Annotated in this window: 19 protein-coding genes, 1 tRNA gene and 2 pseudogenes; 13 read left to right on the top strand and 9 right to left on the bottom strand. The window is 51.7% G+C overall.

Translation table 11 applies throughout. The features are described from left to right. Positions 1–526: 526 nt before the first annotated feature. The 6 genes and pseudogenes from QZH36_RS12195 to QZH36_RS12170 all read left to right on the top strand — a co-directional run bounded on the left by QZH36_RS12195 (position 527) and on the right by QZH36_RS12170 (position 6,808). Positions 527–2,077: an MchC protein gene (locus QZH36_RS12195; RefSeq protein WP_301730318.1), complete on the top strand. Its 1,551-nt coding sequence runs from the start codon at positions 527–529 to the stop codon at positions 2,075–2,077. Further along, entirely contained in the window at positions 2,074–2,532 is a 459-nt protein-coding gene (locus tag QZH36_RS12190) for a toxin-activating lysine-acyltransferase (RefSeq protein WP_253455963.1), read from the top strand. The genes QZH36_RS12195 and QZH36_RS12190 overlap by 4 nt, the downstream gene beginning before the upstream one ends. Further along, on the top strand, positions 2,522–3,796 hold the full coding sequence (locus QZH36_RS12185) for an HlyD family secretion protein (RefSeq protein ID WP_253455960.1): 1,275 nt from the start codon (positions 2,522–2,524) through the stop codon (positions 3,794–3,796). The genes QZH36_RS12190 and QZH36_RS12185 overlap by 11 nt, the downstream gene beginning before the upstream one ends. Further along, positions 3,789–5,888 carry a peptidase domain-containing ABC transporter gene (locus tag QZH36_RS12180; RefSeq protein ID WP_301730317.1) on the top strand — a complete coding sequence of 700 codons (2,100 nt, stop codon included), beginning with the start codon at positions 3,789–3,791 and terminating at the stop codon, positions 5,886–5,888. The genes QZH36_RS12185 and QZH36_RS12180 overlap by 8 nt, the downstream gene beginning before the upstream one ends. Positions 5,889–6,284: 396 nt before the next feature. Continuing rightward, positions 6,285–6,460: pseudogene (locus QZH36_RS12175) on the top strand (IncC plasmid conjugative DNA transfer DtrJ family protein); the annotation flags it as partial. A 63-nt stretch (positions 6,461–6,523) separates the two neighbouring features. Further along, positions 6,524–6,808 carry a hypothetical protein gene (locus tag QZH36_RS12170; RefSeq protein WP_253455955.1) on the top strand — a complete coding sequence of 95 codons (285 nt, stop codon included), beginning with the start codon at positions 6,524–6,526 and terminating at the stop codon, positions 6,806–6,808. Between the two features lie 103 nt (positions 6,809–6,911). Here QZH36_RS12170 and QZH36_RS12165 read toward each other — a convergent pair whose 3' ends face one another. Beyond that, on the bottom strand, positions 6,912–7,748 hold the full coding sequence (locus QZH36_RS12165; protein WP_301253281.1) for a hypothetical protein: 837 nt from the start codon (positions 7,746–7,748) through the stop codon (positions 6,912–6,914). Between the two features lie 231 nt (positions 7,749–7,979). Between QZH36_RS12165 and QZH36_RS12160 the strand changes: the two are divergent. Continuing rightward, positions 7,980–8,186 (top strand): annotated as a pseudogene (locus QZH36_RS12160) (integrative conjugative element protein, RAQPRD family); the annotation flags it as partial. A gap of 267 nt (positions 8,187–8,453) precedes the next feature. Here QZH36_RS12160 and QZH36_RS12150 read toward each other — a convergent pair. From QZH36_RS12150 to aspA, 5 genes are all read right to left on the bottom strand, one after another. Then, positions 8,454–8,529, bottom strand: a tRNA-Phe gene (locus QZH36_RS12150). Positions 8,530–8,872: 343 nt separating this feature from the next. After that, on the bottom strand, positions 8,873–9,451 hold the full coding sequence (gene dicD / locus QZH36_RS12145) for a division control transcriptional repressor DicD (RefSeq protein WP_253455949.1): 579 nt from the start codon (positions 9,449–9,451) through the stop codon (positions 8,873–8,875). Between the two features lie 63 nt (positions 9,452–9,514). Beyond that, positions 9,515–11,479 carry a protein-disulfide reductase DsbD gene (dsbD, locus tag QZH36_RS12140; protein WP_301730316.1) on the bottom strand — a complete coding sequence of 655 codons (1,965 nt, stop codon included), beginning with the start codon at positions 11,477–11,479 and terminating at the stop codon, positions 9,515–9,517. A 200-nt stretch (positions 11,480–11,679) separates the two neighbouring features. Next, entirely contained in the window at positions 11,680–12,981 is a 1,302-nt protein-coding gene (locus QZH36_RS12135; protein ID WP_301253285.1) for an anaerobic C4-dicarboxylate transporter, read from the bottom strand. 116 nt (positions 12,982–13,097) lie between these two features. Next, a complete protein-coding gene (gene aspA, locus QZH36_RS12130) occupies positions 13,098–14,528 on the bottom strand; it encodes an aspartate ammonia-lyase (RefSeq protein WP_253455939.1) in 1,431 nt (476 codons plus the stop codon). Positions 14,529–14,843: 315 nt separating this feature from the next. On the opposite strand from aspA, the gene QZH36_RS12125 reads away from it, so the two are divergent. The 3 genes from QZH36_RS12125 (at position 14,844) to groL (ending at position 17,501) form a co-directional block, all read left to right on the top strand. Further along, positions 14,844–15,305 carry an FxsA family protein gene (locus tag QZH36_RS12125; RefSeq protein ID WP_253455937.1) on the top strand — a complete coding sequence of 154 codons (462 nt, stop codon included), beginning with the start codon at positions 14,844–14,846 and terminating at the stop codon, positions 15,303–15,305. Between the two features lie 211 nt (positions 15,306–15,516). Next, on the top strand, positions 15,517–15,810 hold the full coding sequence (locus QZH36_RS12120; RefSeq protein ID WP_125290273.1) for a co-chaperone GroES: 294 nt from the start codon (positions 15,517–15,519) through the stop codon (positions 15,808–15,810). Positions 15,811–15,854: 44 nt separating this feature from the next. Further along, positions 15,855–17,501 (top strand): chaperonin GroEL, encoded by a 1,647-nt coding sequence (groL, locus tag QZH36_RS12115; RefSeq protein WP_125290274.1) that lies wholly within the window; start codon positions 15,855–15,857, stop codon positions 17,499–17,501. A gap of 58 nt (positions 17,502–17,559) precedes the next feature. Here groL and QZH36_RS12110 read toward each other — a convergent pair whose 3' ends face one another. Further along, complete coding sequence (locus QZH36_RS12110; protein ID WP_301730315.1) at positions 17,560–19,686, bottom strand: autotransporter outer membrane beta-barrel domain-containing protein; 2,127 nt, start codon at positions 19,684–19,686, stop codon at positions 17,560–17,562. An 893-nt stretch (positions 19,687–20,579) separates the two neighbouring features. Between QZH36_RS12110 and QZH36_RS12105 the strand changes: the two genes are divergently transcribed. Further along, positions 20,580–20,930 (top strand): DUF4156 domain-containing protein, encoded by a 351-nt coding sequence (locus QZH36_RS12105; protein WP_253455934.1) that lies wholly within the window; start codon positions 20,580–20,582, stop codon positions 20,928–20,930. Between the two features lie 56 nt (positions 20,931–20,986). Here the strand turns inward: QZH36_RS12105 and epmB are convergent, their stop codons facing one another. Further along, positions 20,987–22,015, bottom strand: coding sequence for an EF-P beta-lysylation protein EpmB (gene epmB / locus QZH36_RS12100; protein ID WP_253455932.1), 1,029 nt, complete (start codon positions 22,013–22,015; stop codon positions 20,987–20,989). A 41-nt stretch (positions 22,016–22,056) separates the two neighbouring features. Here epmB and efp point away from each other — a divergent pair, with 41 nt between their 5' ends. Further along, positions 22,057–22,623 carry an elongation factor P gene (efp, locus tag QZH36_RS12095; RefSeq protein WP_125290277.1) on the top strand — a complete coding sequence of 189 codons (567 nt, stop codon included), beginning with the start codon at positions 22,057–22,059 and terminating at the stop codon, positions 22,621–22,623. Positions 22,624–22,882: 259 nt separating this feature from the next. Continuing rightward, the gene (locus tag QZH36_RS12090; RefSeq protein WP_034939964.1) at positions 22,883–23,017 is read left to right on the top strand and encodes an entericidin A/B family lipoprotein; all 135 of its coding nucleotides are present in this window, start codon (positions 22,883–22,885) and stop codon (positions 23,015–23,017) included. Positions 23,018–23,071: 54 nt separating this feature from the next. Here QZH36_RS12090 and QZH36_RS12085 read toward each other — a convergent pair whose 3' ends face one another. Continuing rightward, a complete protein-coding gene (locus QZH36_RS12085) occupies positions 23,072–23,596 on the bottom strand; it encodes a lipocalin family protein (RefSeq protein ID WP_253455930.1) in 525 nt (174 codons plus the stop codon). Between the last annotated feature and the right edge of the window lie 71 nt (positions 23,597–23,667).

Raw genomic sequence — 23,667 nt, 5'->3', positions numbered from 1 at the left:
TGTCTGATTGTACATTTTTGTAAAGTATAATAACGCTATCTTTACAGTAAGCAATAAAAAATTAGTTTCATCTGTTCGTGATTATAAGTTCTACAAACCTTACCTTTTAATTGGTCGCTATTTTCCCGGCGGGATTGAGAGGTAATAAAAATGATACCGCAGTCTATTTTTGTCTGGCTAAATTATGCTCGGGTAGTTTATGTATACATGGCCCTAAAAAATAACGCAGTTAAATTATATTAAATGAAATTATCATTAGCTGGCACTAGCGTAATCATTGACGCAATACTGACGCTTTGATAACTTTAAAAAAAATTTAATTTTGTTCCTGTAGTGTCTAAAGGCTCTTTATTATAAATTCTGTACCCTTTTTATCTTCTGCTATTTCTTTTTGGATAAGAAAATGCTCAATAAAATACCCGCTGCTTATTATGTATCTTATGACCCTATTTAAGCGCGTTGGAAATTACCCGCCTAAAAAGAAGCAAAACGCATATCATCAAAACACGTTGGAGAATGCCAGCAAATGAGTCATTCCTCTTTGCTTTCAGGCCTGGCAGAAAATCTGGTGCCTTTTTATGCCCAACAAGTGTCATCCTCGTTGCTGTGGTGCGCTGCGGACGTTGAAGATCCAGAAGCACTACGCAACGCCTGTAGCTATCTGATCGATCCAGCCCGTTCCGCTGCGACCAAAAAGTTTTATGCGGAGCGTTATGGCGGTAGCGGCATTCAGCGCAACGGCGGCGGTGCCCGCTGCGGTTTTGACGGGCATTATCAGGTGAAAGGAATGGGGGCTAATCCCTTGGTGGGTAAGGGCTCAGACGAACGTCACTCAAATGGTACATTGAGCGCCGTTCATGCGCTTTATGAAGCTTTATGGAGCGAAGTGCTGGGGCAAATTCTCCCTTATGGCGCGGTGCAAACGCGCGCAGTTTTACTTATCGACAATGATATTGCCAACGCCGGTGAACTTGCGGCAGGCTCTTCGCGGCGGGCGCTGCTGATCCGTGAGCCTGTAGTGCGTCCGGCTCATTTCGAACGGGCACCCTATTTTCGGCCGCAGCCTGACTATGCCGGGCAACTATTGCATGATGCCCGACGGGTGAGTTCTGTCATCCGCCAGTTGCCGATAAGTTTGCCGATGCCGCCAGATGGCTTTAGCGAGCGGGCTTATCGCGATCCGCAGCGTTACTGCATCGAAGGATTATGTGAGCTTGCCAGACGCCAGGCACGGCAAATGGCATTTTGCCGGACACGTTTTTTGAGGTTAACGACGTCGCCATCCAATATCTCAATGGACGGCAAGCTGCTGGATTTTAATGGCCTGAACTGTCTGTTCCCGGACGAAAGTAGCGATAGCTTTGAATACCATCTCAGGCTTATGGCGCTGATGAAAGAGCCAGCAACGTTGCAAAAGGGGCTATCCAATCTTTGCCTGTACGCAGGTAAATATCTGTTCGATCCGGGATTCACGGTGACTGCCCGTCAGCAGACAGAAGACGTCTTTCAACAGGCTTTCCAGGACGCTTGCTACCGTGGCTATTTGGAATTGTTGGGTATAACCATTCCCTTACAGAAACCAGTGCCTGAAACGCTAAAACCTTTAGTTAAAAACTTTGTGGCATTTATTGCCAGGCTTGGCAACATGCCGTATCGCGTTGAAAAGAATAGATTTTCACTGGAAAACATTGTTACAGGTTTAATCCAGCGCTGCCAGGGACAAAGAGGTTTACATGATAATGACCTGGAGGAGGATAACCGCTTTCCGGAACTGTTGCGAAGTTATACCGACGCCATAGGCTGGCTGACCAGCACTTGCCATGAGCAGGGAGTTGATAACGCCACAATGATAAAAGAAATGGAGCAGAGCGCGCGACAAAAACTGCTGCCCCGAGCCTGTTTAGGCAAAGTGCAAATGTTTGAAGAAATAGCGCATCTGCTAAAAACGCATGAAAAAGATGTTGTGTCTCTGAGGCAGGCATTCGTCGCAATGGGGATCAAAATGCAGACATTTGCTAACGACGTATTAGGCAGTAGCGCATTAGCCATTCACGGGCACCAGGCGAGAAAACAATGACATTGTATATACAGGAAACCGTAGATGGCCAGGATACATGGTCAGCCCAGGAACAGATTGGTTTTGCCGTTAGCTGTATGCTCCATAACCGTAATTACAGCCTCTATCCGGTTTTAACTATTCAGCTCTGGACCGAATACGCGATACAGCACCACCAAATAAAATTTCTTTTCGACGTGCAGGGTTTTCCACTGGCCTATATCACCTGGGCATACCTGGCTGCAGATACGGAAAAGAGATTGCTTGACGATCCAAAATTCCGACTGCACCCTTCTGAATGGAATGAAGACGGCAGGGTTTGGATCCTCGATTTTTGCTGCAAACCCGGTTTTGGCCGCAAGGCTATTGAGCGTTTTTCCCAACTACGACCTTGGGGTGAAGAACCAGTGCGCTGGTTAAGCCGTAGGAAGAAAATTAGAGTCGAAACATTCCGAGGAAGAAAATTTGTTTCGTAAGGAAGCAATAGAAAACAGGAAAATGCAATGGCATGGGCGTGCGATCTTATTGCCGGGCATTCCGCTCTGGTTGGTTATATTAGTCTCTGTCACTTTCATGGTGGCTTTTCTGGTATTTATTACAGAAGGAACCTATACGCGTCGAGTTAATGTCAGCGGAGAAATTACTACCTGGCCACGGGCAATTAATATTTACTCCAGCGTACAAGGGATCGTGGTGAAGCAGTTTGTCCATGAAGGGGATATCATAAAAAAAGGTGACCCTGTTTATCAACTGGACGTTAGCAAAAGCACGCCAGGCGGCGTCGTCAGTGAAAATCGTCGGAGGGATATTGAAAGCCAGCTGGTTCGCGTAAGGAATATTATCTCCCACCTGAAAGAAAATAAAAAAGTCACACTGGCTATGTTAGAACAACAACATATGCAATACAGTGATGCATTCCGACGCTCATCAGATATTATCAGACGAGCTGAAGAGGGCATAAATATCATGAAAGGTAATATGGAGAACTACCGGAAATACCAATCAAAAGGACTGATCACCAAAGATCAGTTGACTAATCAGGTGGCACTGTATTATCAGCAGCAAAATAATCTTCTTAACCTGAGCGGGCAGAATGAACAAAATGCGTTACAGGTAACCAATCTTGCAAGCCAGGTTCAGACGCAGGCGGCAGAATTTGATAATCGCATTTATCAGATGGAACTACAGCAATTCGACTTACAAAAAGAGTTGGTTGACACCGACGAGGGCGAAGAAATCGTTATTCGTGCTCTTTCTGACGGGAAAATAGATTCAATGAGCGTCACGCCAGGGCAAATGGTAAATGCTGGGGACAGTCTGCTACAGCTTCTCCCTCAGGTCATTGATCATTATTATCTCATTATTTGGGTGCCTAATGATGCTGTACCTTATATTTCACCGGGAGATAAAGTTAATATCCGTTATGAGGCTTTTCCGGCAGAAAAATTCGGCCAGTTTTCCGCAACGGTGACGACCATCACCAGGACGCCAGCCACAGCAAAAGAGATGCTCACTTATCAGGGATCTCCTGGATATTCATCAGGCACCTCTGGCCCCTGGTATAAGGTAATCGTTAAACCTGAAAAGCAGATTATTACTTATGACGGGAAATTTCTGCCTTTGGAAAATGGTATGAAAGCGCAAAGCACATTATTTCTGGAAAAAAGAAAAATTTACCAGTGGATGCTTTCACCACTCTATGACATGAAGCACAGCGCCACAGGACAGGTAGATGAGTAGCACTGCTTTTAAAAAGATTGTGAATCAACTGGATTTGCGGTGGCAACGGCGAGTTCCGGTTATTCATCAGACAGAGACTTCAGAATGTGGACTCGCCTGTTTGGCGATGGTATGCGGACACTACGGCAAAAACATTGATTTGATATCGTTGCGACAGCGGTTCAATTTATCGACGCGCGGTGCCAATCTTGCTGGTCTCAACGGTATTGCAGAACAGCTGGGGATGGCGACCCGTCCTCTGTCATTGGCCCTAAGCGAGCTGGGCGCGCTGAAAATGCCCTGCATACTTCACTGGGATTTTAACCACTTTGTCGTGCTGGTCAGCGTGAAACGCAACCGTTTTATTCTGCACGATCCTGCCAGAGGACGAAGGCATATCGGGCTTGAAGAAATGTCGCAACACTTTACCGGTGTCGCGCTGGAAGTCTGGCCCGGCAGTGAATTTACAGAACAAACGGTTAAGAATCGCCTGAGCCTGCGTACGCTGATTAGTAGTATTTATGGCATTAAAAGTATGCTGGCAAAAATATTTTTCCTGTCAGTAATTATTGAGGCCATCAATCTGGTGATGCCGATAGGTACGCAGCTGGTGATGGATCATGCTATTCCGGCAAGCGATAAAGGATTATTAACTTTGATTTGTTTCGGATTAATGTTCTTTATATTTCTGCGAGCGGCAACGGGCATTGTTCGAGCCTGGTCTTCACTGGTTATGGGGACTTTTATTAATGTGCAATGGCAGTCTGGCCTGTTTAATCATTTGTTAAGGCTTCCTTTAACTTATTTTGAAAGGCGCAGGCTGGGTGATATTAATTCTCGTTTTGGCTCGCTGGATACGCTACGTTCTACCTTTACGACCAGCGTTGTTGGCGCCATCATAGACAGTATTATGGTCGTCAGTGTCCTGATAATGATGGCGCTATATGGTGGTTGGTTAACCTGGTTTGTACTGGGTTTTACTGCGGTCTATGTTATTATTCGGCTATTGACCTATGGTCATTACCGTCAGGTTTCAGAAGAAACGCTTGTCAGAGGTGCGCGTGCCAGCTCCTATTTTATGGAGACATTGTATGGTATAGCCACGGTCAAAATACAGGGAATGACGGAAAGGCGCGGAACACACTGGCTGAATTTGAAAATTGATGCGATAAATTCTGGTATCAAATTAAATAAGATGGATCTCCTTTTTGGCGGAGTAAATACGTTTGTAGCTACATGCGATCAGATTGCTATTTTATGGCTGGGCGCTGGGCTTGTTATCGATAACCAAATGACCATAGGTATGTTTGTAGCATTTGGTGCGTTTCGTGGCCAGTTTTCCGACAGGATTGCTTCACTAACAAACTTTCTCCTGCAACTGCGCATCATGAGTCTGCATAATGAACGTATTGCGGATATCGCTTTACATCAACGGGAAGAAAAAAAAGCGGATATCGACTATATCGCGACTATGAATCCGGTATCGCTGGAAATATCAGATATCAGCTACAGCTACGATAGTCAGTCAGCTGCGATATTCAGCAGCCTGTCGTTTTCAATTTCACCAGGCGAAAGTGTAGCGATAACAGGTAACTCTGGTTCGGGCAAGACCACATTGATGAAAATATTATGCGGGCTGCTTGAACCTGATACCGGTAAGGTAATCGTTAATGGGATTGATATCCGTCAGACGGGAATAAATAACTATCATAAAATGATTGCCTGTATCATGCAGGACGACAGGTTATTCTCTGGTTCAATACGTGAAAATATCTGCGGATTTGTAGAGAATGTAGATGAAAGCTGGATGATAGAGTGCGCCAGAACCAGCTATATTCACGATGTGATTATGAAAATGCCTATGGGTTATGACACGCTAATTGGAGAACTGGGTGAAGGACTGTCAGGTGGGCAAAAGCAGCGAGTTTTTATTGCCCGCGCACTTTATAAAAAGCCTTCTATTCTGTTCATGGATGAGGCGACAAGCTCTCTTGATAGTAATAGTGAGCGGTTTGTAAATGGAGAAGTTAAAAAGCTCAATATTACAAGAGTTATTATTGCACATCGGGAAAAAACGCTTAAGGCTGTCGACAGAATTATTGCAATAAATTAGTTGCTTGTATGCACGGCGCAACATGGAGGCGTGGTGCATATCTTATAGCCAATGTCGGCTCCATTTTGCACGGGATTGGATGACACCTGCTGGATTTGCCGAAAAACCGGCCGTTTGCCAGAATAGGCAACCAGTTATGCCTGGATCAGATTCGGGAGCGGGGCCATACCGTCGGAGCTTCTTTACTGGCTGATGGATAACGTTTCAGCTTACTGCGCGTCAGCCATCTCTATTAAAAATAGTATTTAGGGTAATCCCTTGTAAGGCGAAGATGATTTTTGCATTAGGGCCATAACCGATAATTTTCATCGTCAACTTTGGTCTGCTCATCGAACTGACGTCGCGGTAAAAATCCTGTGGCATGTAATGAAACAGCCGCCACGCGTCGGGTAGGCGTCGAGTTTTGTGTATCACCATGCAAAACGAATGGTGAAACCCGCAATTTATGTCCCTGTATGCTGTATCTGTCGTGGCCAACGGCGGTATATCCCAACCTGCTGCTGTTGCCCGCCGCTATTTTGCTGGGTATTGCAGTGACGGTGACCACAGCTTCGTTTAAAAAGTACCTTTAGTAGTTGATCCTGATTGATATCTGAGTGAAAAATATGCAGGTGATTAATGACAGGAGAGAATATATGAAGGGATTCATTTTTAGTTTCATGCTGGGAACGATAGTGCTAAGCGCACCAGTTCTGGCCAGCAATGCTCAACAACAAGATGCTCAAACTATAAAGATTGAACAGTGGGCTGATTCGAACCCCGAGGAGTTCAATACATTTTTAGTTAAATGTAATGAAAACAAGGTGTTTAGATTAGATAACTTACGGTCTTGCAGTATCGCTTCTTCTTATAAGGCTGAGCAAATATCAAACCAGTATCGGAAAGAAGTGCAGAGCGCGCAGTCAGCTCCTTCGTACTAGAGTAGTAAGCTGGGCGGCGGCGCACAAAACTGGCTTTTGTGCGCTGTCGTCAGCAGACAAGCCCTGTAAAAACGGTTACTGGCGCGTCAGTAAGGGAAGTATTTTAAATTTGATACATACTCACTTCATTTTCCCAGCATAGCTGAATCATCCGCCATTGCTGTATTAACTCAGATAATGCCTGTACTCGACCGTCAATATAAACAAGTACGCCAGAGGGAAAACCTGGTAAAAATGGCGGTTCATCGCCTTTATAATAGGATCCCGAATCCAGTTGTGTATTTTCGGGAAGCAGCTTGATAAGTTCTTCTGCTATTCGCTGTAGTTCAAAGATTTTATTTCTAAATTGGTGGGAGTATATATTAAAGGTAGGCAGGCCTATTCCTCTTCTGGCAAGCCCCCAGAGCGTTACGATAATCTTGTGATCAACTCTGAAAGTTCGGAACTGAGTTCCTTGAACCTTTAAACAAAATTGATAGATAGTGTCAATAAAAGGACTGGTGAAGTGGAGGTATTTTTCTGTTTCCCGACAGTCGTCAAGCGTCGTTCGTCCATATCCTGGATTCTTCCAGCGGTCTCTCCCCTCGGGGTTATTACTCTGTTGCGCCTCTCTTTTCCACTGAAAAAGATGTTCTGCTGGGAACATCAGTTCACAATTATCGACACGACGATGGCAAGTTGTACAAAGGTATATTCCGTTAGTTTGAGCGCTGAGTTGTTCAGGCGTCATATGTGGGTTGGATCGAGGGCCACTTCCCGACAGGCTAACAGCAGAATAAATATGGGCTACATCGCCCAGTTTTCGAGTTTTATTTTGTTCGGTGTAGAACTCAAGTAAATGCATACGGCAGCCAGGATTTGCACAACAATATCCGGCTTCCTCCATGACCATTTTTCTGGTTGCTTCTGTGAACTCCACCCTACCTGATGATAACGTCATGCTATTTTCTAACCTTCTGGATCAGACAGTAATAATTCGCTAATGATAACGCAGCGATAGATATATTGTTGTCTCTACTAATCAACTTGTATAGCGCTTTGGCTTGCTATTTGTTAATACGAAAATTATCAAAAAACCATAAACAGTTATCCCCTGACCCGTCTTCACATTTATCGCACCCTCACAGCACCCTAAATCACTGAGGAGTGCTTAACCTGACGAGCCGGCTGTTTGCTGGGGCTGACATTGCTGATCGCGTTACCCGTCCATGCATCTGAAAAAGATGAGCTGGCGTCTGCCCAGCACCTATTGATTCAAATACAGGCAGCACTTGAACGTGCTCGCGTTGCTGCCGTTCAGGCTGACCGGCCAGAACAGGGGCGTTTCTGGTTCGACTATTCCCGTGTCACATCGGATCTCAAAACCATCAATACCGGATAGGAATGTGGTTTTGCCGTCTCGCCATATTATTTTCACCATAACCTCACGACGGCGCTGATAACATCGTCGGAACGGAATCTTACGCTGGTGAAAGACTTACTGGGGCATCAAAGCGTCAGTACAACAAAATACGTGGGGCAGAATGCCCATTTGGCACCATCGGGAAGCGGGGGCAGACAGAGAGAAGGATAATATCTACTGGTAATCCAGTGATTTTTTGACGCATAAAGCAAAAACCCCCGCATAAGCGAGGGTTTGGAATAGTGGTGCCCGGACTCGGAATCGAACCAAGGACACGGGGATTTTCAATCCCCTGCTCTACCGACTGAGCTATCCGGGCAACGGGGCGCATTAAACCGTAAAGGCCGCCCGCCGTCAACGGCTTTGTCATAAAAAAGCGTTAAAGCGTGACTGACTGCCTGCTTTTCAGACAGTCAGCCTGAAAGTTATGCAAATCCATTCGGGACAGCCTGTCTTTCAGGCTTCCGTCGTGTGCGTTTCCTTTGTCAAAGAACGCGACGACCTGTGCGGCGCGGCGCACTTACAGTACAGGACGCTGATTAAACGCACCACCGCGCTTACGGCTCAGCGCGCCGCTCTGAGATCGCAGAAGGCTTCCGTGTTTACAGTTTAGCGCGCCGCTCTGAGGCCGCAGAAGGCTTCGGCGCTTACGGCTCAGCGCACTAGCTCAGTGCGCCATTCTTACGGCATAGCGCGATACTCAGCACGTCTTCCGCCAGCGAACGGGCCGTCACCACTTCCTGCACGTTGCGTTTCACCAGCAGCCGGCTCAGGCAGCCCTCCAGAATCAGCTCCATCTGATGAGCGAGCAGTTCCGGGTTATCGGTTTCCAGCTGGGTCAACAGCTCGTGGGTATATTGCCAGGAAGCGCGCTTCTGCTGTTCGGCAACCTGATGGATAGGGTGGTCCGGCTGCGGATAAAAGCTGCACGCGGCCACAAACAGGCAGCCGGGATAGCGGTTATTGTTAACGGCCTCCTCCAGCACCTGATAACGCGCCAGCAGCTTGCGTGCTGGCCCCATAGTGTCATCCAGCAGCAGCTTGCGCCGCCAGATATCAACCTGCTGGCTGTGATAGCGCAGGGCGTCATAGAGCAGCGCCTCGCGGTCGGGCCAGTAGCGTTGCAAATCTTCCTGTTGGCAGGCTGCCGCCTCCGCCATCATGGCGAAAGAGGTGGAGGGGGCCAGCCCGTTCTGCTCGAGTACGTTCAGTGCATGCTCGAGTACCTGTTCACGTTGCAAGCGACTCTCCTCTTGAATGCATTACTTTACGGTCGCGACCGTAAAATTCTTCTCTAGTGTCGTTTACTGCGACAATTTCTGCAAATGCTCCCGGAAGGCTGCGGCATCCATAAAACCGGTCACGCGCGAGCCGGGGATCTCTTTGCCGCTGGCGTCAAAAAACAGGATGGTAGGCAGCCCCAGCACGTTCAGCCGTGCCAGCAGCGCTTTGTCTTCTGCATTATTAGCCGTGACGTTCGCCTGTAGCCGCTGCGTTTTATTCAGCGCATTCTGTACCTGCGGCTCGCTGAACGTATATTTTTCAAACTCCTTACAGGCTACGCACCAGTCGGCATAGAGATCCAGCATGGTGATGCCGTTATGCTGCTGCAACGCCCGATCGAGCTGGCTGACGGTGGCGATGCGCGTAAAGCTTAACGTCGTGCGGCTTGCCGCTGCAGGCGTACCGAACGCCCAATCCTGCAAAGGACGGGCCGCGACCAGCGCCGCCGCCAGCATCAGGATCTGCCCCAGGCGCAGCCAGCCGTTAGCGGATTTCAGGCTGATAAAGGCCCAGCCGAAAAAGGCGACGGCCAGCAGGCTCCACAGACGCAGTCCCCAGGCGTCGCCCACCACGCGCTCAAGCAGGAAGACCGGCAGCGCCAAAATCACGAAGCCAAAGCCTTCTTTTACCGTTTGCATCCACGCGCCGCTTTTCGGCAGCAGGCGGTTGCCGAACAGCGTCACCAGGATTAGCGGCAGCCCCATGCCCACGGCGTAAAGCCAGAGCGTGCCCGCCCCGGCCAGCATGTTGCCGCTTTGCGCGATATAAAGCAGGATGGCGCTGAGCGGCGCGGTAGTACAGGGCGAGCAGATCAGACCGGCCAGCGCGCCCATCAAAAAGACGCCCGGCAGCGAGCCGCCCTGCTGACGATTGCTTAACAGCGTTAGCCGGGTTTGCAGCGCAGAGGGGAGCTGGAGCGTAAACAGCCCGAACATTGACAGCGCCAGCAGAATAAACAGCACGGAGAGGCCAATCAGCACCGCTGGCGACTGCAACGCGGCCTGAAAACGCAGCCCGGCAGCGGCGACGATCACGCCCAACGCGGTATAGGTCAGCGCCATACCTTGTACATAGACCATAGCCAGCGCAAACAGGCGCTTCAGCGAATAGCGGCGGTTGCCACCAAGGATAATCCCGGAGATCAGCGGATACATCGGCAGCACGCACGGCGTAAAGGCAACGCCGATGCCGATCAGCAGCGCCCACAGCGGCGAGAAGGGCAGTTTATGATCCGGTTGCGCGGGTTGCCCGACGAGGGCGTCGGTCTGCGTGCCGGAGGCCGCATTGCCTGCATCGGTCTGCATAGCGGAGGCAACATTGCCTGCATTAGTTTGCGCATCCGAGGCCGCATTGCCTGCATCGGTCTGCATAGCGGAGGCCGCATTGCCTGCATTAGTTTGTGCATCCGAGGCCACCTTGCCCGCATCGGCTTGCGTACCGGAAGCAGCATTTTCTGCATTAGTTTGCGTATTGGAAATCGCGTTACCTGCCTCAGTTTGCGTGCCGGAGGCCGCGCTTTCCGCATCCGCTGGCGGCTGGCTGGCGGCCGTCACTTCGTTCAGCGGCACGCTGCGGGTTTCCGGCGGATAGCAAAAACCGGCGGCGGCGCAGCCTTGCCAGGTTACGCTGAGCGTCGCGCCCTTTTTCGCTTCCAGCAGCGTTAAAGGCACCGTCAGGCTGTCGGGATAGATTTCCGTTTTGCCGTAAAACTCGTCTTCATGCGGTTTGCCCGCGGGCAGCGCCCAGTCGGCCAGCTTCGCGCCCTGTGTGGTCAGGGAGATTTGCTGGCGATAAAGGTAGTAACCGGGCTTCACCGTCCAGCTGAGCGTCAGCCGATCGGCCCGCTGGCTGAAATCAAAGCTGAAGGCCTGGTCGACGGTGCCGAAGTGGCTGTTGGCGTTGTTACCAAACAGCGAGGCGCTGGCACCCGTACTAAAGAAGGCGATCAGCGCCAGCAGCAGGCAGGTTGTGATGCGTTTCATCATGACAGGGATCATTTTTCCACTACCGATATAAACCAGAAAACAGGCAGACTCCGACGCGGCGGAGATCTTATGCAAGGCGCAGACTATATCACGGCCTGGCGGCTGCGGCTGTTGCAGGATGTCGCACTGGAAGAAACGGAAAGGGTGTGGTTAAGGCGGGGTTTAACCAGGCGGGCCGTCAACGCAGCCCGCCCTTATCGCTACAGGAACAGATTGGCGAAGAGAAAGCCAAAGGCGACCGACAGCGCAATCGCCAGCGTGCCGGGCACGATAAAAGAATGATTAAAAACGAATTTTCCGATGCGTGTCGAGCCGGTATCGTCCATTTCCACGGCGGCCAGCAGCGTAGGATAGGTAGGCAGCACGAACAGCGCCGAGACGGCGGCGAAAGAGGCTATCGCGGTATGCGGCGACACGCCCAGCAGCAGCGCCGCAGGCATCAATGCTTTGGTGGTGGCGGCCTGCGAATAAAGCAGGGTGGAGGCAAAAAAGAGGATCACCGCCAGCATCCATGGATAGTCGCGCAGCAGGCTGCCGGCAAAATCCTGAATTTCGTTGATATGCGCTTTGACAAAGGTATCGCCCAGCCAGGCGACGCCCATCACGCAGATGCAGGCGCTCATGCCGGAACGGAACGTGCTGGCGGAGAGGATCTTTGCGGTATCTACTTTACAGCTCAGGCAGATCAGCGCCGCAATGGTCAGCATAAAAATCACAATAGCTTCGTTGCGCGGCAGCACGGGGTTCTGGATCAGCCCAACGGTTTCGCTAATCGCGGTGGCGTAAAGCACGACGGCTATAATGCCGATCAAAAACAGCAGTACGGATAGCTTCGCGCCCGGTTTCTCTTTAAATACCGTTTCGCCGCGCAGCGTAACTTCGCCCTTTGCCAGACGCTGCTGATAAACCTGATCCTCATGCAGCTCTTTGCCCAGAAAATTGGTGATCATCGCGGCGATGAAGATTGCGACCATCGTGGAAGGGATCGCCACGGCCAGCAGGCCCAGATAGCTGACGCCCTTCGGCTCCAGAATGCCGGAAAGGAACACCACGGCGGCGGAAATAGGCGAGGCGGTAATGGCGATTTGCGAGGCGACTACCGCAATAGAAAGCGGGCGGGAAGGGCGAACGCCCTGTTCCTTCGCCACCTCGGCAATCACCGGCAGCGTGGAGAATGCCGTATGGCCGGTGCCGGCCAGCAGCGTCATTGCGTAGGTCACCAGCGGCGCCAGAAAAGTGATATAGCGCGGATGCTTGCGCAGCAGGCGTTCGGCCAGGCTGACCAGATAATCCATTCCGCCCGCGACCTGCATTGCCGCAATAGCCGCGATCACGCCCATGATGATTTCAATCACATCGAACGGGATTGCACCTGGCTTAATCTGAAACCCCAGCGTCAGGATCAGCATGCCCACGCCGCCAGCGAAGCCGATGCCAATGCCGCCCAGTCGCGCGCCCAGATAGATCGCCGCCAGCACGACAATAAGCTCAGGTAAAATCATAGTTTGCTCCCCTGGTCTGTTTGGTTATGAATTGGTTGATAGCATGTAACTTGCGGCATAAAAAAAGGCACGTCGTTCTGTGAACCAACGTGCCTTTTTTCGCTTACCGCGGCGGATTACTCTTCATCGGTGTAGCGTTTCGCTTTATAAACCGGATACATCAGGTTCTGGGTCGAGAAAATGTCGTCCAGCTCCGTTTCGGTCAGCAGGCCGCGCTCCAGCACCACTTCGCGCACGCTTTTACCCGTTTCGGCGCAAATCTTGCCGACGATATCGCCGTTATGGTGGCCGATATAAGGATTCAGATAGGTAACGATGCCGATTGAGTTAAAGACGTAGGCTTCGCAAACCGCTTTATTGGCGGTAATGCCGTCCACGCATTTCTCCAGCAGGTTGGCGCAGGCGTTGGTCAGGATAGACACCGACTCAAACAGCGCCTGGCCGATGACCGGCTCCATTACGTTCAGCTGGAGCTGGCCCGCTTCTGACGCCATCGTCACCGTCACGTCATTGCCGATAACCTTAAAGCAGACCTGATTAACCACTTCCGGCACGACCGGGTTGACCTTGGCAGGCATAATAGAAGAGCCGGCCTGCAGTTCCGGCAGGTTGATTTCGTTCAGGCCGGCGCGCGGGCCGGAAGAGAGCAGGCGCAAATCATTACAGATTTTCGACAGCTTCACCGCCAGGCGCTTCAGCGAGCTGTGCACCATGACGTAAGCGCCGCAGTCCGAGGTCGCCTCGATCAAATCTTCCGCCGGTACGCACGGCAGATTGCTGACTTCCGCCAGCTTCTGTACGGCCAGCTGCTGATAACCATCCGGCGTGTTAAGGCGGGTGCCGATAGCCGTTGCGCCCAGGTTAACTTCCAGCAGCAGCTCGGCGGTGCGCAGGATGTTTTTGATCTCTTCCTTCAGCAGCACGTTAAACGCGTGGAATTCCTGGCCCAGCGTCATCGGCACGGCATCCTGTAGCTGGGTACGGCCCATTTTCAGGATGGTGTTGAACTCAATGGCTTTACGCTCGAAGCCTTCGCTAAGGTTGCCGATAGCGTCCAGCAGTTGCAGGATCGAGCTGTAAACCGCGATGCGGAAACCGGTAGGGTAGGCGTCGTTGGTGGACTGGCATTTATTGACGTGATCGTTGGGGTTCAGAAACTGATATTCCCCTTTCTGATGGCCCATCAGCTCCAGGCCGATATTGGCCAGCACCTCGTTGGTGTTCATATTGACCGAGGTCCCGGCGCCGCCCTGATAGACATCAACCGGAAACTGATCCATACATTTGCCGTTAATCAGCACTTCATCGCAGGCTTTGATAATGGCGTTGGCAACATTACGGGGAATGGTTTGCAGCTCTTTATTGGCCATCGCGGCCGCTTTTTTTACCATCACCATGCCGCGAACAAAGGCCGGAATATCGCTGATCTTACTGTTACTGATATAGAAATTTTCGATCGCACGCAGCGTATGAACACCGTAGTAAGCATCCGCCGGAACTTCTCGCATACCTAACAGGTCTTCTTCGATACGAATGTCGTTAGCCATGAGCACCTTCTTGTGATTGCTGCCGGTTATACTAGCCAGAGTCAGAATGATCCATGAGTCGCCATCAGTCCGGGACCGATATGTTAACGTTTTGCGTCATCAGGAGCATCACTATATTCGTTAAAATATTGACGCTTTTCACTTTATCGCGAGGTTTTTTTGGCCGTCGTGTTGCCGTTGTTTATCTGACGAGGCGGCAGGGAATTTTCCGCTGACGGTTGAAAAGACGGGGCGACGTGCCCATCTTTAATCGATACGATCCTTTTTTCGCCGCTATGCCTGGCGCATGGCGGCTCTAACCGACAGGAGACTGCGGTGCGCTGGTTACCGTTTTTAGTACTTTTTGTTCTCGCCTGGATTGAGATCACTATTTTTATCCAGGTTGCCCATGTGATGGGCGTGCTGCTGACGCTGCTGCTGGTGGTGTTCAGCTCGTGCATCGGTATTTCGCTGGTGAAAAACGAAGGCATGAAGAACTTTATGCTGATGCAGCAAAAGCTGGCGGCGGGGGAAAGCCCGGCGGCAGAGATGCTAAAAAGCGTCTCGCTGATCCTGGCCGGTTTTCTGCTGCTGCTGCCCGGCTTTTTTACCGACTTCCTGGGCCTGCTGCTGCTGCTGCCGCCGGTGCAAAAACACCTGACGCTGAAGCTGATGCCGCACCTGCGTAGCTGGCGCGGGCCTGGCGCGGGGCCGGACAGCGGCTATACCGTGGACGGCGAGTATGAGCGTAAAGACACCACGCTTATCGAACACGACGACAAGCACGACAGGCAGTAATCTTCAGAAAGGCGGGCAACCCGCCTTTTCTTTTATCCGCCGTTTCGCTGACTGTTATTTGTGCAGTTGTGACGCAGAAGCAAAATTTTTATTTTTTACCCCTTGAAAGGGTCGGGCGCTGTCCCTATCTCTTGCGTCACGAGGCCGGTGCCAGTGAAGCCCGGCATTCATCCCAAAATGACTGATTGGACTTCTCAAAGGAGAGCTATCAATGAAAATTCGTCCATTGCACGACCGTGTTATCGTCAAGCGTAAAGAAGTGGAATCTAAATCGGCTGGTGGCATCGTTCTGACCGGCTCAGCAGCAGGGAAATCTACCCGCGGCGAAGTGCTGGCTGTTGGCAATGGCCGTATCCTGGAAAATGGCGAAGTGAAGCCACTGGACGTAAAAGTCGGTGACGTCGTGATTTTCAGCGAAGGCTACGGTGCGAAAACTGAGAAAATCGACAACCAGGAAGTGCTGATCATTTCTGAAAGCGACATTCTGGCAATTGTTGAAGCGTAATTTACGTAACTCATTGAACGAAACGAATTTAAGGGATATTGATAATGGCAGCTAAAGACGTAAAATTTGGCAACGACGCTCGTGTTAAAATGCTCCGCGGCGTTAACGTACTGGCAGACGCAGTAAAAGTAACCCTGGGCCCGAAAGGCCGTAACGTAGTGCTGGATAAATCCTTCGGCGCACCAACCATCACCAAAGACGGCGTTTCCGTTGCACGTGAAATCGAGCTGGACGACAAGTTCGAAAACATGGGCGCGCAGATGGTGAAAGAAGTTGCCTCTAAAGCGAACGACGCAGCGGGCGACGGCACCACCACCGCCACCGTGCTGGCACAGTCTATCATCACCGAAGGTCTGAAAGCCGTAGCCGCGGGCATGAACCCGATGGATCTGAAGCGCGGTATCGATCAGGCCGTTATCGCTGCGGTTGATGAGCTGAAAAAACTTTCCGTTCCTTGCTCCGATTCCAAAGCCATTGCTCAGGTTGGTACCATCTCCGCTAACTCCGATGAGAGCGTGGGTACCCTGATTGCTCAGGCGATGGAAAAAGTGGGCAAAGAAGGCGTGATCACCGTTGAAGAAGGCACCGGCCTGCAGGACGAGCTGGACGTGGTTGAAGGTATGCAGTTCGATCGCGGCTACCTGTCTCCTTACTTCATCAACAAGCCGGAAACCGGTGCGGTTGAGCTGGAATCACCGTTCATCCTGCTGGCTGACAAAAAAATCTCCAACATCCGCGAAATGCTGCCGGTGCTGGAAGCTGTGGCAAAAGCAAGCAAGCCGCTGCTGATCATCGCTGAAGACGTTGAAGGCGAAGCGCTGGCGACTCTGGTGGTTAACACCATGCGCGGCATCGTGAAAGTGGCTGCGGTTAAAGCACCTGGCTTCGGCGACCGTCGTAAAGCTATGCTGCAGGATATCGCTGTGCTGACCGGTGGTACCGTTATCTCTGAAGAGATCGGTATGGAGCTGGAAAAAGCGACGCTGGAAGACCTGGGTCAGGCAAAACGCGTTGTGATCAACAAAGACACCACCACCATCATCGATGGCGTGGGCGAAGAGTCTGTGATCTCTGGCCGCGTAACGCAGATCCGTCAGCAGATCGAAGAAGCGACCTCTGACTACGATCGTGAAAAACTGCAGGAGCGCGTAGCGAAACTGGCAGGCGGCGTGGCCGTGCTGAAAGTGGGCGCAGCAACTGAAGTTGAAATGAAAGAGAAGAAAGCTCGCGTTGAAGATGCTCTGCACGCTACCCGTGCGGCAGTAGAAGAAGGCGTGGTTGCCGGTGGCGGCGTGGCGCTGGTGCGCGTGGCGGCTCTGCTGTCCGAGCTGAGAGGCCAGAACGAAGACCAGAACGTGGGTATCAAAGTTGCGCTGCGCGCAATGGAATCCCCACTGCGTCAGATCGTTTCTAACGCAGGCGAAGAGCCATCTGTGGTCGCTAACAACGTGAAAGCGGGCGACGGTAACTACGGTTACAACGCGCAGACCGAAGAATACGGCAACATGATCGACTTCGGTATCCTGGACCCAACTAAAGTTACCCGTTCTGCGCTGCAGTACGCGGCTTCCGTTGCGGGCCTGATGATCACCACCGAGTGCATGGTCACTGACCTGCCAAAAGCTGACGCGCCAGACTTAGGTGCAGGCGGCGGCATGGGTGGTATGGGCGGCATGGGCGGCATGATGTAAGTCGGCACCCAGCCCCTGAAAGAAAAAAACCTGCCAGCGATGGCAGGTTTTTTTATGCCTAAAAGCCGATGCGAAAGCCCAGATTGGCGGTCAGAGGGGATTCAACAGCACGCCCTTTTTGATAGGTGAGTTCGCTATACAGTGAAGCATCCCTGGCAAGGCTGATATCGATCCCCGCGCCGTAGCTTCCTGCGCTGGCGTTAGCGGCATCGTTAAAATCCCAGCGATCGTTCAGCCGGACTTTAGCGGATTTGGCGAGTCCGTGCGTTACGCTGGCCTTCAGGTAAGGATCAAGCACGGCTTTACCGAGCCGGACGCGTTTACCCATCTGCAATCCTGTTTCGGCCTGCACCAGGGATGGCTGATAAATTTGCGCTCTCATGCCGTTGCTCAGCGTCATTTGGCTTCCGTCAGCCCGAAAAGCCATCATTCTGGCAAAAGGCTCCACCCAATAGTCATCCGCCAGTACGACATGCCAGCCGCCCTCCAGTGCGCCACCCAAGCCGTACTGATTGTAGCCGCCGCTGACCGCCACGCCGTCGCTCATGCGCGTGTGCAGCCGGCTATTAAAGCGGTTCATTTTGATTGTCGTATCCAGATACAGGCCGCTATCGGCAAACCAGCTGTCGTACGTCCCGATACCGTAGCTGTCAATCTGGCTGTTGCCGCCACGAACATCCCTGACGGAATTATTGGTGATGGAGGCCATTACGCCGACAAGCAAGTTGCCTTGACCTGCCGCAACGGCTTTACCACCGCCCAGTTCAAAGCCGTTCTGGCCCAGCTTCCAGCGGCTCGTCGCGCTGTTTATCCGGGTGTTTTGGTGAAGATAACGCCCCCAGAGCCCGCCATCTCCGGCTTCCCGGTCACGAAGATCGCCCCGACGCTGACGCAGGTTTTGCAGTTCGTTAGTAAAAATAAGCCCTGGCGCCGCAGCCATGTTCAATACGGCATCTGCCGAAGGCGTAAGCGAAGGCTGCGGAGGGTTATCAGGCGTATCGGGCGTATCGGGCACGTCAGGCGTATCGGGTGCATCAGGCCGGGCGCTGTTAGCCAGATACCATGCATTATCTTTCTGGATCAGATCGTACTGCCAGACGCCCGCATCCACTTTCCCGCCATACAGCGCAAACAGCGCCGTATTGGTCGGTCCCTGCACTACCTTGAGCATGGCGTCTGGATCGTCAGGCTCCGCACCGCTGTTCGCCACGCGCAGTAAAAACGTGCCATAGAGGTCGCGGGTAATATTGAGCATATCGCCCTGCATCTTCTGCAAACTGGTATTCAGCGCAAACAGGCCGGCGCCGGTGAGGCTGTCGATCGTTAAGGTATGATATTTATCATTCGGGTCAACATCCGGCATCAGAATCGAGCCGCCGATAAATAACAATTGTTTAATGTGGTTATCCGCCGTCATTTTCCACTGCGCGCTTCGGCCGATCTCCAGCGTACCCACACCGGTTATATTGCCTTCCAGCTGGCTGGCGCCGCTTAAAAGAACGTTCACCCGGCTGCTGTCATCCGCAAAAATATCACCCCTGGCATAAATGTTATAGAGTGAGAAATCCACCCGGCTATTATTAAGCGCTTCCAGCAGCTTACCTTCTTTACTGGTGACAGAAGGGGAGCCTGACGAATAATTGTTGCGGAGGGCGATGGCGGCATTACCCTGGTTAACGCTGAAAACGGCTTTCTGTGCGTTGATGGAAGAGTCGCTGACGTCAAACTGGGTTTTATTTTCTCCCGTTATAAATACGCCAACGTTGTTGCTGTTGATAACGGAGTGTTGACTGACGAAAACATTAGCGCCTTCCACATGCAACGCCCCGCAGCCGTTGATGGCGGCGCTCCCCGCATAACAGGCTATTTCATCGCCGTTGCTGGCGGTATTTAACGTTGAGTTATAAATGATCATATCGCTGTTAGCGGCTTCGAGCGCCGAGGCTGCCTTAGCCGACAGTGTGGAGTTGCTGATAAACAAATTGTCCAGCACGCCGTCGTCAGCGCTGTTACGCATTCTGATCGCCGTTCCGTCGCTGGTAATAACAGAATTCATAATATCAACGTTATCGACATCCTGAAGCAGGATGCCGGTGACGCCTATCGCCATTGCGCCCGTATAATCACTGGTGCTGTTGATATCAATCTTTTGCAAAATGGCGGAATTAGTATTTCTGATATCCATCACCGCAAAGTTATGGTTATTAAGTTTACTGTTTTCAACAATCAGGCTGCCGCTATAGACAGATAAAGGGGAAACTCGTCCCTGTCCATTAAAAACGTCGTCCTTAATGGTTACCGTTTTATTATGGTTATTTTGTCCGGTCCTGATACTGCCGTTTACGACAGAGGCATTAATATAAATGTCACCCAGACTGGCTGAGGAGAGCGGCCTGATATTCCCGGTATAGGTACTGTCAGAAAAAATAATATGGCTGTTATTGCTGTCTATATCGCCTGAAAAGATCGCATTGCTGTTCAACGACAGCGTTGAATCGCTAAACAGATGCGATTGCGGCGAGGGGGTAAACCCCGCTTCCGCGTTGCTGATGGTTAAGCTGCCGCCATTGGTAACGTTAAAAAGGGTTTCTTCGCTTTGCGGCGTATAAATATAAACATGCTCGTTATTAATGTTGACTATATTAGGGGCGCTAAAGGCGAGAGGTAAGTAATTTGTTAAAATTAATAAGCTGCACCCTGTGCCAACGAGTTTCAGTTTTTTTATTACCGGTGTTGAAAACATTGTGATGCCTTAAGAAATAAAGGAGAAAGCGTGGTGGGTAGGATTTATTTTATTTATAATAACATCCCTTTTCTTATTAAATTAAACCGGCATTCAACGCTATAAAGAATAATCCTAAACATCATCGGGTTGCGACGGCATCTTGCAATGGGTATGTATATAAAATGCGATAGTTATGAAAACTAATATTGGCATTTTATGATCAAGCAGGCGCTTTCCCCTTTCTTTTGCCATGCCCGTCGACTCTTTTTTTCATCGGCGCAGCAGAAGTTCAGGCGTATCGCCGATTTTATGTTAATCTGCGGATGAGTCTGTTAATAATAATGGAGATTAAAATGCGGATTAACGTCTTGCTGGGGCTCTCTGTCGCGGCGGTGCTGCTGGCGGGCTGTAGCAGCTCTACCAAACTGAGTTCAGCAGGTGAACGCGTCACCTTCACCGACCAACAACCGGCAAGCAGCTGTCAGCTGCTGGGCAACCTGACCGGCTCACAAAGCAACTGGCTGAGCGGTGCGGGCGGCGGTGAAAGCAGCTCTCTGCGCGGCGCGGCTAACGATCTACGCAATCGCGCGGCGGAAATGGGCGGCAACGTGATTTACGGCGCAACCAGCCCAACGCAGAACATTTGGTCAAGCTTCGCGCCGCTGGACAGCAAAATGAGCGGTCAGGTTTATAAGTGTCCCTGAGGCGTTAGCAGCACGGATTACCCGGACAGGAGAAGACTGCCGCTTCTCCTGTTTTTTTATTGCTGACGCAGCTGCAAATCAAGCGGCGTTTTGCTTGGCTCACCGCCAATCTCCCTTGCCAGCTTCGGCACCATATAGCCGGAAACCTGGCTCAGCAGTTCCCGCATAATATTCCTCGCCTGCTCGTCGGAAACGTAGAAGTGCGCCGCGCCCTGGACTTTATCCAGCACGTGCAGATAGTAGGGCAGGATCCCGGCGTCGAATAGCGCGTTACTGAGCTCCGCCAGCGTGGCGGCGCTGTCGTTGATGCCGCGCAGCAGCACGCTCTGGTTCAGCAACGTGACGCCCGCTCGCTTCAGCTGCCGCATGGCTTCCCGCAGCTCGTCGTCAATCTCGCGCGCGTGATTGATATGGGTGACCAGCAGCGTTTGCAGCCGTGTCTCTGCCAGCCGCTGGCAAAGCGCAGCCGTGATACGCGCAGGGATAACCACCGGCAAACGAGTGTGGATACGCAGCCTTTTCACGTGCGGGATCTGCTCCAGCTCGGTTATCAGCCACGCCAGCTCGCTGTCTTTCGCCATCAGCGGATCGCCGCCGGAGAAAATTATTTCATCCAGTTGCGGCTGCTGTCGGATATACTCCAGCGCCTGCTGCCAGTTGCGCTTGTTGCCCTGGTTATCCGAATAGGGAAAATGACGGCGGAAGCAGTAACGGCAGTTGACGGCGCAGCCGCCTTTCACCAACAGCAGCGCGCGATTATGATATTTATGTAACAGACCCGGCACTACGCTGCTTTGCTCGTCGAGCGGATCGGTACTGTAACCTGGCGCATCGATAAACTCCTGGCTTTGGGTGATCACCTGGAGCAGCAGCGGATCCTGCGGATCGCCCTTTTGCATTCTTGCCGCAAAAGCGCGCGGCACGCGCAGAGCAAAAAGACGGCGCGCGTTGGCGCCGCCCCGAAGCTCAGGATGTGAATCAAGGCCTAAAAGCTGTAATAATTCATCAGGGTCGGTGATTACATCTGCAAGTTGATGCAACCATTCTTCTCGCGAAGGGGTATTTAGGGTTACAATGTGTGCCATTTTTTTGGCTAAGTACCAGTATTAAATTGTAGAGGGCCTTTATGGCGACTTATTCTAGCAACGATTTCCGTCCCGGTCTTAAAATCATGTTCGAAGGCGAGCCTTATGCCGTCGAATCCAGCGAGTTTGTTAAGCCAGGTAAAGGCCAGGCGTTCGCACGTGTGAAAATGCGTCGTCTGCTGACCGGCACTCGCGTTGAGAAGACCTTTAAGTCTACCGACTCCGCCGAAGGCGCAGACGTAGTAGATACCAACCTGAACTACCTGTACAACGACGGCGAGTTCTACCACTTTATGCACCCGGAAACCTTCGAACAGCACCCTGTCGAAGAGAAGACCGTTGGCGACGCGGCAAAATGGCTGCTGGACAACGCAGAGTGTATCGTGACGCTGTGGAACGGCAAGCCGATTCAGGTTCTGCCGCCAAACTTCGTTGAGCTGGAGATCGTGGATACCGATCCAGGCCTGAAAGGCGATACTGCCGGTACCGGCGGCAAGCCAGCCAAACTTTCTACCGGCGCGGTAGTGAAAGTGCCTCTGTTCGTACAGATTGGCGAAGTGATTAAAGTAGACACCCGTTCGGGCGAATACGTTTCTCGCGTAAAATAAGTGGTATGGGCCTGCCTGCGCGGGCCCTTATTTTTTCCCGCCCCATAAACCGCCTCTTTTATTGCTGTCACTCTAACGGCCTGCGCGCTGAGCGCAATATTTTCCACGGCTTCGGCAAAGACGCCCGGCACCTGGGCGGCGTCATCTCACACGCTGTCAGCTGAGTTCCCGTCTTCCTTTCCGCCTCGCCAGACGCATTCGCGAAATTACGACTATGCTTAACACGCTGTACTTTACTTCTAATTAAAAGGAACTGGTTATGTTAAAGAAAAGTATTGTCGCGATCTTTTCCGTTCTGGTGCTCTCTTCTGCGCTTACCGCCTGTAATACCACCCGTGGGGTAGGCGAAGACGTGTCCGCAGGCGGACGAGCGATCCAGCGAAGCGCTCAGTAAAAGAGAGGCCGGTGTTTGCACACCGGCCTTCTTGTTTTCAGCCTTCACAGGGTATTAATCCTGCTTCACCCAAATCAGCTTGTTCACGTCAAAACCGGCCTGACGCGCCTTCGCCGTCAGCTCTTCTTTTACCTTGCCGTCGAGCTGCGGCGTGCGCGATAAAATCCACAGATAGTTTCTGTTTGGCCCGCAGACCAGCGCGTGCTGATAGTCTTTATCCAGCGCGATCACGTTGTAGCCGCCATAAAAAGGCCCGAAGAAGGAGACTTTCAGCGCCGCCTGGCTTGGCGAACCGGTAAAGTAGGCTTTGCCGATGCTTTCCTGCCAGCGCTGTTTTTTGACGTTAAAGCCGCGGTTGATCACCTTCAGCCCGCCGTCGTCGCGCTTGCTGTAGGTGGCGGTCACGTGATCCAGGCCGCGTTCGAAACGGTGATCCAGACGGGCGATTTCATACCAGCTGCCCAGATAAAGGTCGGCGTTGAAGCCTTCGATGGGCGTGACGCCTTTCGGCGGCGTGGTGGTACAGGCGACAGAGAGAAGGGCGCCGGCGCCTGCGGCCAGCATTTTCCAGAGAGACATAAGCGATTCCTTTGCGTTTGAACTGCTTAAGTATAGGCCATTTTGCGCAGGCGGCCCGAAGCCGCCCGGTT

The organism is Erwinia wuhanensis, assembly GCF_030484085.1.
GTDB lineage: Bacteria > Pseudomonadota > Gammaproteobacteria > Enterobacterales > Enterobacteriaceae > Erwinia > Erwinia aeris.
The sequence above is the reverse complement of the archived record's forward strand: the minus strand, read 5'-3'. Positions and strand labels throughout refer to the sequence as shown.

Bases quoted from the DNA above. Each gene is read 5' to 3' on its own strand.
- QZH36_RS12180 (WP_301730317.1), top strand. From the start codon at position 3,789: ATGAGTAGCACTGCTTTTAAAAAGATTGTGAATCAACTGGATTTGCGG.
- QZH36_RS12165 (WP_301253281.1), bottom strand. From the start codon at position 7,748: ATGACGTTATCATCAGGTAGGGTGGAGTTCACAGAAGCAACCAGAAAA.
- QZH36_RS12085 (WP_253455930.1), bottom strand. From the start codon at position 23,596: ATGTCTCTCTGGAAAATGCTGGCCGCAGGCGCCGGCGCCCTTCTCTCT.
- aspA (WP_253455939.1), bottom strand. From the start codon at position 14,528: ATGGCTAACGACATTCGTATCGAAGAAGACCTGTTAGGTATGCGAGAA.
- QZH36_RS12190 (WP_253455963.1), top strand. From the start codon at position 2,074: ATGACATTGTATATACAGGAAACCGTAGATGGCCAGGATACATGGTCA.
- QZH36_RS12120 (WP_125290273.1), top strand. From the start codon at position 15,517: ATGAAAATTCGTCCATTGCACGACCGTGTTATCGTCAAGCGTAAAGAA.
- QZH36_RS12105 (WP_253455934.1), top strand. From the start codon at position 20,580: ATGCGGATTAACGTCTTGCTGGGGCTCTCTGTCGCGGCGGTGCTGCTG.
- dsbD (WP_301730316.1), bottom strand. From the start codon at position 11,479: ATGATGAAACGCATCACAACCTGCCTGCTGCTGGCGCTGATCGCCTTC.
- QZH36_RS12090 (WP_034939964.1), top strand. From the start codon at position 22,883: ATGTTAAAGAAAAGTATTGTCGCGATCTTTTCCGTTCTGGTGCTCTCT.
- epmB (WP_253455932.1), bottom strand. From the start codon at position 22,015: ATGGCACACATTGTAACCCTAAATACCCCTTCGCGAGAAGAATGGTTG.
- QZH36_RS12110 (WP_301730315.1), bottom strand. From the start codon at position 19,686: ATGGATATCAGAAATACTAATTCCGCCATTTTGCAAAAGATTGATATC.
- QZH36_RS12195 (WP_301730318.1), top strand. From the start codon at position 527: ATGAGTCATTCCTCTTTGCTTTCAGGCCTGGCAGAAAATCTGGTGCCT.
- QZH36_RS12170 (WP_253455955.1), top strand. From the start codon at position 6,524: ATGAAGGGATTCATTTTTAGTTTCATGCTGGGAACGATAGTGCTAAGC.
- groL (WP_125290274.1), top strand. From the start codon at position 15,855: ATGGCAGCTAAAGACGTAAAATTTGGCAACGACGCTCGTGTTAAAATG.
- efp (WP_125290277.1), top strand. From the start codon at position 22,057: ATGGCGACTTATTCTAGCAACGATTTCCGTCCCGGTCTTAAAATCATG.
- QZH36_RS12135 (WP_301253285.1), bottom strand. From the start codon at position 12,981: ATGATTTTACCTGAGCTTATTGTCGTGCTGGCGGCGATCTATCTGGGC.